Origin of the sequence: Sphingomonas sp. Ant H11 (genome assembly GCF_000797515.1) — a bacterium.
Lineage (GTDB): Bacteria > Pseudomonadota > Alphaproteobacteria > Sphingomonadales > Sphingomonadaceae > Sphingomonas.
Genome location: NZ_JSBN01000147.1, coordinates 1 through 11,119 on the forward strand (window position 1 = coordinate 1; position 11,119 = coordinate 11,119).

At 65.7% G+C, this 11,119-nt stretch carries 10 protein-coding genes and 1 pseudogene; 8 read left to right on the top strand and 3 right to left on the bottom strand.

Going from position 1 to position 11,119, the window contains the following annotated elements; all coding sequences use genetic code 11:
* Positions 1-339 (bottom strand): biotin/lipoyl-containing protein (locus tag NW75_RS19725; RefSeq protein WP_033967056.1); only part of this gene is annotated, 339 nt, incomplete at its 3' end.
* Positions 340-474: 135 nt separating this feature from the next.
* Here NW75_RS19725 and NW75_RS19730 point away from each other — a divergent pair.
* The 3 genes and pseudogenes from NW75_RS19730 to NW75_RS19740 all read left to right on the top strand — a co-directional run bounded on the left by NW75_RS19730 (position 475) and on the right by NW75_RS19740 (position 2,996).
* Positions 475-930 carry a universal stress protein gene (locus NW75_RS19730; RefSeq protein WP_033967059.1) on the top strand — a complete coding sequence of 152 codons (456 nt, stop codon included), beginning with the start codon at positions 475-477 and terminating at the stop codon, positions 928-930.
* 78 nt (positions 931-1,008) lie between these two features.
* Complete coding sequence (locus tag NW75_RS19735; protein WP_231565343.1) at positions 1,009-1,611, top strand: anthrone oxygenase family protein; 603 nt, start codon at positions 1,009-1,011, stop codon at positions 1,609-1,611.
* 73 nt (positions 1,612-1,684) lie between these two features.
* Positions 1,685-2,996 (top strand): annotated as a pseudogene (locus NW75_RS19740) (M28 family metallopeptidase).
* Between the two features lie 9 nt (positions 2,997-3,005).
* Here NW75_RS19740 and NW75_RS19745 read toward each other — a convergent pair.
* Positions 3,006-3,902: an RcnB family protein gene (locus NW75_RS19745; RefSeq protein ID WP_033967069.1), complete on the bottom strand. Its 897-nt coding sequence runs from the start codon at positions 3,900-3,902 to the stop codon at positions 3,006-3,008.
* 113 nt (positions 3,903-4,015) lie between these two features.
* Positions 4,016-4,327, bottom strand: a complete 312-nt coding sequence (locus NW75_RS26970; RefSeq protein ID WP_231565344.1) for a GAF domain-containing protein — start codon at positions 4,325-4,327, stop codon at positions 4,016-4,018.
* A 271-nt stretch (positions 4,328-4,598) separates the two neighbouring features.
* On the opposite strand from NW75_RS26970, the gene arfB reads away from it, so the two are divergent.
* The 5 genes from arfB to NW75_RS19775 all read left to right on the top strand — a co-directional run.
* On the top strand, positions 4,599-5,021 hold the full coding sequence (gene arfB / locus NW75_RS19755; RefSeq protein ID WP_033967061.1) for an alternative ribosome rescue aminoacyl-tRNA hydrolase ArfB: 423 nt from the start codon (positions 4,599-4,601) through the stop codon (positions 5,019-5,021).
* Positions 5,022-5,101: 80 nt separating this feature from the next.
* Positions 5,102-5,716, top strand: coding sequence for a TetR/AcrR family transcriptional regulator (locus NW75_RS19760; protein ID WP_033967062.1), 615 nt, complete (start codon positions 5,102-5,104; stop codon positions 5,714-5,716).
* A gap of 327 nt (positions 5,717-6,043) precedes the next feature.
* Complete coding sequence (locus tag NW75_RS19765) at positions 6,044-6,439, top strand: hypothetical protein (RefSeq protein WP_033967064.1); 396 nt, start codon at positions 6,044-6,046, stop codon at positions 6,437-6,439.
* Positions 6,436-7,710, top strand: a complete 1,275-nt coding sequence (locus tag NW75_RS19770; RefSeq protein WP_033967067.1) for an efflux RND transporter periplasmic adaptor subunit — start codon at positions 6,436-6,438, stop codon at positions 7,708-7,710. Before NW75_RS19765 ends, NW75_RS19770 begins: the two co-directional genes overlap by 4 nt.
* Before the next feature lie 257 nt (positions 7,711-7,967).
* Positions 7,968-11,119: efflux RND transporter permease subunit (locus NW75_RS19775; RefSeq protein WP_033967068.1), on the top strand; the 3,152-nt coding region annotated here is incomplete at its 3' end.

Consider the following 11,119-nt stretch of genomic DNA (forward strand, 5'->3'; position numbering starts at 1 on the left):
CGCCGGGGCCGCCTTGGCCGCCTCCGGCGCTGGCGCAGCGACGGGAGCCGCAGCGACCGGTGCAGCCTTCGGCGCGGGTGCCGCATCTGCACTTTCGCCCTCGGCGATCAGCGTGGCGATGACGGTGCCGACCTTCACATTGTCGGTCCCTTCGGCCACCAGGATCTTCCCGATCACCCCTTCATCGACCGCCTCGAATTCCATCGTGGCCTTGTCGGTTTCGATCTCGGCCATCAGGTCGCCGGATTTGACCGTATCGCCCTCTTTCACCAGCCATTTCGCCAGCGTGCCTTCCTCCATCGTGGGGGAGAGAGCTGGCATTTTGATTTCGACCGGCATCAACGCGTCCTCATCTAACCGAATCCGTAGCGCCCGTCTCTCGCGCCCGATGCGCGAACGGTCAAGACCACTGCTTGTCAGACGCATCGGTTCGCCCCACTTAAGCGCGACAATCGCTTCAGGGGGCGGGCGACAATGCGCATTTATCTGGTGGTGATCGACGAGACGCCCGAAAGCAGCATCGCCTTGCGCTTTGCCGCGCGGCGCGCGGTAAAGACCGGCGGCGGGGTGGAAATCCTGGCGCTCGTCCCCCCCACCGAATTTACCGCCTTTGCCGGGGTGCAGGCCACGATCGAGGAAGAGGCACGCCACCATGCCGAGGGACTGGTGGCGGCAGCGGCGGGGGCCCTGATCGAGGAATCGGGCCTGAAGCCGCAGATCACGGTGCGTCAGGGTGATGGCCCCAAGGTCATTCGCGAGATGATCGCTGCCAATCCCGACATCGCCGCGCTGGTGCTGGCGGCAGCGGCGAGCGGCGCGCCCGGCCCGCTGGTGGCGCATTTCGCCGGAGCCGACACCGGTGCCCTGACCATCCCGCTGATGATCATCCCCGGCTCGCTCGACCGCGAGGCGATCGACCGGCTGAGCTGATCCGGCGCACCCGAAATCGCTAAACGGACGCGAACGAGCACGGTACAGGGATTTCGGAACGGTATAGGGATGTCGGAGATGACCCGTCGCGAGAATATCACCAAAGCGTTCCTGTGGCTGGCGGTGCTGGTCGGTGGCCCCTTGCTCGGCGCGAAGCTCTTCGATCTGATCGTGCTTGCCGGGGCGTGGAGTGCCCATCCGCCGCATTCGCTGGCGATGATGCCCTATGGCAAAGCGTGGCCAGTCGATACCGGTGTGTTCTTCATCCCCTTTTCGGCAGCGATGCTGATTGCCGCGTTCGGCGCGCTGGCGGCGGGCTGGACGACGCCGTGGCGCTATCGCTGGCTGCTATGCGTCCCGTCGCTCGGCATTCTGGCGCTGCTCGTGCTGACCGTCATCGCCTTTTGGCCGATGAATGCCGCGCTGTGGTATCACGGCATCGCCTCCCCGCGGGACACGATGTCAGACGCCGAATCGGTCGCCATGGCGCGGCAATGGGTGGAACTGGACTGGGTGCGCGTCGCAGGTGCGGCGGCCGCGTTCGTTGCGGCGCTGCGCGCGCTCACCTTGCCGTGGCCAACCGAGGTGGCTCCACGCGATTCGCTGGTCGTCCGGTTGCTGCTTTGGGCTTTCCTGGCTGGCGTGGCCGCGTTCGTCATCTGGTTCGTCTCGAACATCTAGCCCGCCAATCCCGCCTTATGGGGACGGCGGACAGCAACTTGCGTCGCTTCCGATATCCCGCCACCATATGCCCATGCGTTCCCTCCCCACCGCAGCCGCGCTCGCCATCGCGACGCTCACCACCCCCGCTTTCGCGCAGGATACCGCCCCGGACCCGGCACGGCTGAAGGCCACCGTCGAAAAACTCGTCAGCTTCGGCACGCGCCACACGCTCTCTTCCGCCGATGATCCGGTGCGCGGCATCGGTGCCGCGCGGGCGTGGGTTGCTGGCGAAATGACGCGGATTGCCGATGCGTGCGACGGCTGCATTACGGCCGCCAATATCGCGCGCACCTTCACCAACGCGCGCGCGCCGAACGGCGTCAACGTGGTCGACGTACTCGGCTTCCAGCAAGGGCTCGACCCCAAGCGCGTGATCATCGTCGGCGCGCATATCGACAGCCGCGTCAGCGACGCGATGGACGCCACGCACGACGCCCCCGGTGCGAATGACGATGGCTCGGGCGTCGCCCTGGTGCTGGAAGCGGCGCGGATCCTGTCCAAGGAAAAATTCCGCGCGACGATCGTCTATGCCGTGTTCTCGGGTGAGGAACAGGGGCTGTTCGGCGGCACCCTGCTGGCCGAAACCGCCAAGCAGCGCGGCTGGACCGTCTCCGCGATGCTCAACAACGATATCGTCGGCAACACGATGGGCCAGAATGGCGTGCGCGTCGCCGACCGCGTCCGCGTCTTTTTCCGAAGGGATCCGCGCGACCGAGGACCTGCCCGCGCAAATGGCACGGCGCGGCAATGGCGGCGAGGATGACGGCCCGTCGCGCGCCCTCGCCAAGGCGATCGATGGAGTGGCCGGCACGCTACCCGGCGGGCTCGACGTGTTCGTCGATCGCCGCCCCGATCGCTTCGGGCGCGGCGGCGACCATGAGCCGTTCCTGAAACTCGGCTATCCTGCGGTCCGCTTCTCGGTCGGGGCCGAAAACTGGACGCAGCAGCACCAGGACGTCCGTGTGGAAAACGGCATCGCTTACGGCGACACCGTCGACAAGATGGATTTCCCCTATCTCGCCAAGGTCACCGCGATCAACGTCGCCACCATCCGCCGCCTCGCCGCCGCCCCCGCCGCGCCGGAGGGCGTGACGGTCGCGGGCGCACTGAGCTTCGACACCACAGTGAAGTGGAAACCGGTCGCGGGTGCCGCCGCCTATCGTATCCACTGGCGTCGCAACGACGCGCAGGACTGGCAGAAATCCACCGATGTCCCCGCCTCCGCCACCAGCACGGTGCTGAAGGACATCAGCGTCGACGACCATTTCGTCGGGGTCGGCGCGGTCGCGGCGAACGGGGCGGAAAGCCTGGTGACCTTTGCCGGCCCCGAACCGCGCGGCTAAGCGACCGCGTTAGCTCCCCTGGACCGGCTGTTCGACCTTGCGGCAGCCACAGCTCGGCCGCCGCACGGGACGATAATGCCGCTTTGGCGCGGCGCGATAGACCCGGCGCGCCGCGACATAGCGGGTCCGAGATTCCTCGATATATTCGGTCGTGGTGGTGGTCGTCGTCACGATCGGCGGGCCCTGGATCACCACGGTCGTCGTCGGACCAGCATAAGCATAGCCGCTCGCCGCATAGCCGCCCTGGACATAACCACCGGTCGAATAGGTGGTCACGGTGCGGTTTTGCACGACCGGAGGCAGGGAAATGTAAGGCTGGGAACCGTAAGACGGGCCATAGGATTGGCTGTAGCCGCTGGCATAACCGTCATATCCGCCCTGACCATAGCCAGCGCCATCCCAATCGAGCCCGTTCACCGAATCCCACACGCGCCCGCGCCCATCGACCAGCACGGCGTCGTCATAATAGCGATGCCAGCTATAGCCCGCAGGCGGCGGGGCGAGGCCGTAGTTGCCGTAATCGGCGATATAGAAGCTCGGCGAGAACCAATATTGCGGCAACGCATAGCCGCGATGCGGGCGGCGATAGGCCTTCCAGCCTCCGGGTGCGTTGTTCCCACCCGACCAGTGCCCGCCATTGTTGCCACCCCAGCGCCGTGGCACGCTCGGCTGCGGCGGGCGACCCGGGTAAGAAGGTGCGGGATAGGACTGCGGCGGCGCGGCTTGGCCGGGATAGGCCACCGGCGGCATCTGCTGTGGCGGTGCCGGCATCGACGGTGCGGGATAGGATGGCACCGGATAAGGGGCCCCGGCGGCACCGCCACCCTGCCCGATTCGCTGCGCTTCCGCCCCGCCCGCGCCGAACGCAGTAACCATTGTGAGGGCAGCAAGAGCTAGGGTTCGCATGGTAAACTCTCCGGTTGCGGTGCCGCCGCCCAAAGGCACGCCACCAAATGATTAACGGACAAGCTACCATTTTCCGCAGTTTTCCGCCACATTCGGGTATGTCCCGAAACGGATCACCCCGCGATACGTGGTCCCAGCACTGCCATCAGCGCTTCGCACCCCGCCGCATCCGCAGCGTCGAAGCGCGCGGGCGTGGGGCTGTCGAGATCGAGCACGCCGATCAAACGCCCGTCATGAACGATTGGCACGACCAGTTCCGACCGGCTCGCCGCATCGCAGGCGATGTGGCCGGGAAAGGCGTGGACATCCTCCACCAATTGCGTCTGGAGCGTCGCCGCCGCCGTGCCGCCACACCCCGTCGCCGATGGCGATGCGAATGCAGGCGGGCTTGCCGAGGAACGGCCCCACCACGAGTTCCCCGCCAACCAGACGATAGAAACCCGCCCAGTTGAGATCGGGCAGATATTGCCAGATCAGCGCCGCGACATTGGCCATGTTGGCAATCGCGTCCGGCTCCCCCGCCGTCAGCGCGTCGAGCGCGGCGAGCAGGTCCCGGTAAAGCTCGGCCTTGGACTCCGCCGAAATCGTGAAATCGTACATCGCTATCTCCGTCGCGCTCCATTTGGCGAAGCATGGGGGACGGAACAAGCCCGCAACCAATCGACCAACGCGTGCGCATGTTTTAGGAGGACGCACATGGTCGCCATTCCCGTCACCCGATCGATCAGCATCGACAGCGACGAGCTGCAGGAATCCTTCACCCGCGCCGGGGGCCCGGGGGGCCAGCACGTCAACACCACCGACAGCGCCGTGCTGTTGCGCTTCGATGTCGGCGCATCGCCATCGCTGCCCGATGCGGTGAAGAACCGGCTGGCGGTGCTGGCAGGATCACGCCTCACGCGCGACGGCGTGCTGGTGCTGCGCAGCGAAGGCGCACGTTCGCAATTGCTCAACCGCCAGGAGGTGCGCGAACGCCTGATCGAGCTGATCCGCGAAGCGACCATCGTCCCCAAACGTCGCCGCCCCACCAAGCCCTCCAAAGCCGCCAAGGCCAAGCGGATGGAGGGCAAGACCAAGCGCTCGACGGTAAAGTCGCTGCGCGGCCGCGTTACCGACTAGGGGGCACAAAGGCTCTGTCGCGTGCCTCGGACAATCACGACACTGGACCTTTGGCGACAGCGGCCTATATACCGCTCGGTATGAATAGCGTTTGTTCCCTCCCAGCCACGAAAGGCCGCCCGCGCGAATTCGACCTCGACGAAGCGTTGGCGGCGGCGTTGCTGGTGTTCTGGCGCAATGGCTATGAAGCCGCGTCGATGACCGAATTGACCAGCGCGATGGGCATCACCAAGCCCAGCCTCTATGCGGCGTTCGGCAATAAGGAAGCGTTGTTTCACAAGGCACTCGACCTCTACGAGCGCGAAAAACTGGCCTATATGAAGTCGGCACTCGAAGCGCCGACCGCACGCGGCGTGGCCGAGCGGCTGTTTCGCGGAGCGCTCGAAATTCAGATGAGTACGTGCGACCCCAAGGGCTGCCTCGGAGTCATCAGTTCGGCCACCTGCGGAGCCGAGGCCGAACCGATCAAGGCCGAAGTCGTCAAGCGCCGGGCCTCTTCGGAAGCCGCCTTGATCGCGCGCTTCGAACAGGCCCAGGCGGCGGGCGAATTGCCCGACGGGATGACCCCGGCCGCGCTGACGCGCTATTTGTTCGCGATCCTCCAGGGTCTGGCGATTCAAGGGGGGTCGGGCGCCACCTGCGAAGAACTGTCGCAACTGGTCGAAACCAGCATGGCGGTCTGGCCGACACAGTAAGGACCGGAATAAATATTCCGACCGGTACAGAAAGCGGTTGACGCACTGCACAACCGCTTTATATACCAAATGGTATTCAAACCGGGGCCTGATGTGGAGCCGGTGTCGGAAAAAGGGTCTCCGCCAATGTCCGTCGCACTCATCTGATTGATCCGTCAGCGGTTCGACCGACTGGCGTTCCACTTTTTATAGCTGGTCGACAGGAGCGCCGCGCGCTTGCTGCCCAGGTTTTGCACGCTTGAAAACAGTTTTGCCGGGACGACCGCTCGTTCCCGCTCGGGGCTGTTCGCCCACAGGATTGCCAAAGACCCAAAAGGGGGATTTTTCATGGCTTATCTGGATATCGATTCAATGTTCGCTGGCCCCGTCACCACGTCGACCGACGATGCCGCGACGACCCCGCAGGAGGGCTTCTCCGCACTCGAATGGAGCGTCATCGCGCTCGCCCAGCGCGACACGCTCGCCAGCCTGACCGAACCCGGCCGCATGTCGCGTGCGCTGGGTAGCCTGTTCGGGCGCGGCCCGTCCTCACGGCTGGCCGACCCCAAGCTCGAGGCGTTGCGCCGCGCGGCGGTGCTGGCCCGCCATCGCGGGTTCGCGCTGCCCATGTCCGAAATCCATCATTTCCATTCCGTCGGCTTCAGCGAAGCGCAGATGGAAACGCTCGTCACCAGCGTGACGGGCATGCGCGTCGGCCGGACCGACCAGAGGATCGCCGCATGAATATGATTGCCCCCATCGATACCACCCAAAATGTCGTTCCCGACGCGTCGCATCCGCCTGTAAAGCGGTGGACTCGCTGGCAGAAACGCACCGCCATCATCGTGCCGATCGCCATTGCCGGTGTGATCGGCGTGAAGCTGTTCGATCATTCCGATGCGGTCGCCGCCGCGCCGCCGCCCGCGCCCGTCACCATCGCCACCCCGCTGGTGCGCGAGATCAGCGAATGGGACGATTATGTCGGCCGCTTTGCCCCAAGCCGGACCGTCGAAGTGCGACCGCGCGTGGCGGGCGAAGTAACCGGCGTCCACTTCCGCGACGGCGAAGTCGTGAAGCAGGGCCAGTTGCTGTTCACGATCGACTCCCGCCCCTTTGCCGCCGCGTTGGCTGAGGCACGCGCCAATGAGGCTAGTGCACAGAGCGCGCTGGTGCTGGCGCGCAACGATCTTGGGCGTGCAACGCGGCTGATTGCCGATGATGCGGTTTCCGCCGGGGAAATCGATGCGCTGCGCGGCAAACTCCAGGCGGCGCAAGCGGCGCTCGCGGCAGCGCAGGCCCGCGTCCGCGCCCGCGCGCTCGACGTATCTTTCACCCAGATTCGCGCGCCGATCGGCGGGCGCATCTCCGATCGCCGCGTCGATCCGGGCAATCAGGTCGCGGGCGGCGAAGGCACTGGCGGCACGGTGCTGACGACGATCAACGCGCTCGACCCGATCTACTTCACCTTCGACGGGTCGGAGGCGTTGTTCCTCAAGACGCAGCGTGCGCGGCAACCGGGTGCTGCGGCACCGGCGGTCGAGATCCAGTTGCAGGACGAGACCAGCCACCGCTGGAAGGGCAAGCTCGACTTTACCGATAACGGCCTCGACACGCATTCGGGCACGATCCGCGGGCGTGCGGTACTGGCCAATCCGGGCCTGTTCCTGACGCCCGGCATGTTCGGCAACATGCGGCTCGCCAGTGCCGGGACCAAGCCTGCTTTGCTCGTCCCCGACGATGCGGTGCAGACCGACCAGGCGCGGAAAATCCTGCTGACGGTGGATGCCAACAATGTCGTCACGCCCAAGCCGGTGATGCTGGGCGCAGTGGTCGACGGGATGCGGGTGATCCGCTCCGGGGTTGGCCCGACCGACCGGATCATCATCAAGGGCACGCAAATGGCGATGCCCGGTGCCAAGGTCGCGCCCACCGTCGGCAAGATCGTGGCGTCGGCGGATACGGCAGCACCCACGGCGCAGCCGATCGCGGGCGAGGCGACTTTGTCCGGGCATTAAGAAGATTGCGAGGATGGTTTCCAACGCACGCACCCTTCCCCCGTTTGCCCTGAGCCTGTCGAAGGGCACCTCTCCAAGCGGACGCCCGCTCCCGTGGAGAGGAAGGCTTCGACAAGCTCAGCCCGAACGGGTCGGGGGCGCGGTTTGAAAACGACCCCAGCCGAATAGCAGACCGATTCATCACTGCCGTTCCTCGCCTGGGCCCCGGCGTTCGCCGGGGTGGGATGGGGTGTGGCCGCCGTTTAGGAACATGCACCATGCGCTTCTCGCGCTTCTTCATCACCCGGCCGATCTTCGCCGGGGTCATCGCGGTGGTCATCACCATCGTCGGGCTGATCGCCTATCTCGGCCTGCCGGTGTCGCAATATCCCGACATCGTGCCGCCGACCGTCACCGTCAGCGCGGTCTATCCCGGTGCCTCGGCCGAGACGGTCGCGGAAACCGTCGCCGCGCCGATCGAGCAGGAAATCAACGGCGTCGACAACATGCTGTACCAGTCGTCGCAATCGACTGGCGACGGCAAATTGACGATCACCGTCACCTTCAAGATCGGCACCAACCTCGATGCCGCGCAGGTGCTGGTGCAGAACCGCGTCGCGGTCGCGGTGCCGCGCCTGCCCGAGGAGGTGCAGCGCCTGGGCGTCGTCACGCGCAAGACCAGCCCCGACTTCCTGATGGTGGTCAACCTGGTCTCGCCCGACGGCTCGCTCGATCGCGGCTACATCTCCAATTACGCGCTAACGCAGGTGCGCGACCGCCTCAGCCGCATCGACGGCGTCGGCGACGTGCAATTGTTCGGCGCGCGCGATTATTCGATGCGCATCTGGATCGACCCCGGTCGCGCCGCCGCGCTCGATCTGACCGCAGGCGAAATCGTCGCCGCCCTGCGCGCGCAGAACGTCCAGGTCGCCGCCGGCACGCTCGGCCAACCGCCTTACGCGACCGGCAACGCCTTCCAGCTCAACGTCGAGACGCAAGGTCGCCTGACCGACCCCAAGCAATTCGCCGATGTGGTGATCCGCACCGACAAGGACGGCCGCCAGGTCAAGGTATCGGATGTCGCCCGCGTCGAACTCGGCGCGCAGGATTATGGTGCCAACACCTATATCAGCGGCAAGCCAACCGTCATCGCCGCGGTGTTCCAGCGTCCCGGCTCCAACGCACTCGCCGCCGCGCAGGCCGTTTCTGCCGAGATGGAGGCGATGTCGAAGAAATTCCCCAAGGGCCTCGCCTACCGCGTCATCTACAACCCGACCGAGTTCATCGCCCAGTCGATCGACGCGGTGAAGCACACGCTGATCGAGGCGATGATCCTCGTCGTCCTGGTCATCCTCGTCTTCCTGCAGAAATGGCGCGCGGCGATCATCCCGATCGTGGCAATCCCGGTCTCGCTGATCGGCACCTTCGCGGTGCTGGCGGCGGTCGGATACTCGCTCAACAACCTCTCGCTGTTCGGGCTGGTGCTGGCGATCGGCATCGTCGTCGATGACGCGATCGTCGTGGTCGAGAATGTCGAGCGCAACCTCGAACACGGGCTTTCTCCATTGGAGGCAGCGCGCAAGTCGATGGACGAAGTGTCGGGCGCGCTCGTCGCGATCGTGCTGGTGCTGTGCGCGGTGTTCATCCCGACCGTGTTCCTCACCGGCCTATCGGGCGCCTTCTACCGCCAGTTCGCGGTGACGATCTCGACCGCGACGGTCATCTCGCTGCTGCTCTCGCTCACACTGTCGCCCGCACTCGCGGCGATGCTGCTCAAGCCCCACGCCCCGGCGGATTCGGGTGGCCGCATCACGCGCTTCGTCCGCACTGCAGGGGACCGCTTCAACCGCGGTTTCGAGCGGATGAGCGTGGCGTATGGCACCCTCACCCACCGTCTCGTCACCGCGCCGCGCAAGATGATGCTGGCATATGGCGCGCTGATCGCGCTCACCGCCTTCGTCTTCACCGTCACCCCCTCGGGCTTCGTGCCCGCGCAGGATCAGGGCTACTTCCTGACCGTTATCCAGCTGCCGCCCGGCTCCTCGGTCGAGCGTACCGATGCCGTGATGCAAAAGGTCGCCAAGCGCATCCTGCCGCTCGCAGGCGTCAAGGGCGCGGTCATGCTGGCCGGGTTTGACGGCCCGTCGCAAACGCTCGCCCCCAACAGCGCCGCCGCCTATATCCCGCTGAAAAGCTTCGAGGAACGCCAAAAACTCGGCGTCACCTTTGCCGGGATCATGGCCGAGGCGCAGAAAGCCACCGCCGACATCAACGAAGCGCGGCTGCTGATCGTGCCGCCCCCGCTGATCCAGGGGATCGGCTCGGCCGGTGGCTATCGCATGATGGTGCAGGATCTGCAGGGGCATGGCTATCCCGAAATGGGCAAGACCGCTTATGGCCTGATCGGACAGGCCAACCAGACCAAGGGCCTCGCCCAAGTCTATACCTTCTTCGATACCGCCACCCCGCGCATCTTCGCCGATGTCGATCGTACCAAGGCGAACATGCTGGGCGTGCCCCCGGAGCGTGTGTTCGAGGCGTTGCAAGTCTATCTCGGCTCGGCCTTCGTCAATGATTTCAACCTTTTGGGGCGCACCTACCGCGTCACCGCGCAAGCCGACGCGCCGTTCCGCAACACCACCGCGGACATCGCCAACCTCAAGACCCGCTCGAACACCGGCGAGATGGTGCCGATCGGATCGGTCTCCACCTTCCGCGACAAGACCGGGCCGTATCGCGTCGTGCGCTACAATCTGTTCCCTGCGGTCGAGGTCGATGGCGACACCGCCAAGGGCTCGTCCTCGGGCCAGTCGCTGGTCGCGATGGAGAAGCTTGCCGATAGCACCTTGCCCACCGGCTACGCGCATGAATGGACCGGCATTGCCTTCCAGCAGAAATCGGCCGGCAGCACGGCGGGCCTCGTCTTCGCGATGGCAGTGCTGTTCGTCTTCCTCGTGCTCGCCGCGCAATATGAGAGCCTGACGCTGCCGCTCGCGATCATCCTGATCGTGCCGATGTGCCTGCTCGCAGCGATGACCGGGGTGAACCTGCGCGGCATGGACAATAATGTGCTCACGCAAATCGGCCTCGTCGTGCTGATCGCGCTTGCCGCCAAGAACGCAATCCTCGTGGTCGAATTCGCCAAGCAGGCCGAGGAGCAAGACGGCCTGTCGCCGGTCGAAGCCGCCGTCCGCGCCGCGCGGGACCGGTTGCGCCCGATCCTGATGACCAGCTTCGCCTTCATCCTGGGTGCCGTGCCGCTGGTGATTGCCAAGGGGGCCGGTGCCGAACTGCGCCAGGCGCTCGGCACGGCGGTGTTCTTCGGAATGATCGGCGTGACCGGCTTCGGCTTGCTCTTCACCCCCACCTTCTACGTCGTCGCCCGTGCGCTGGCGAAGCGGCTCGAACGCCGCTCCGCCACCCCCGCCGC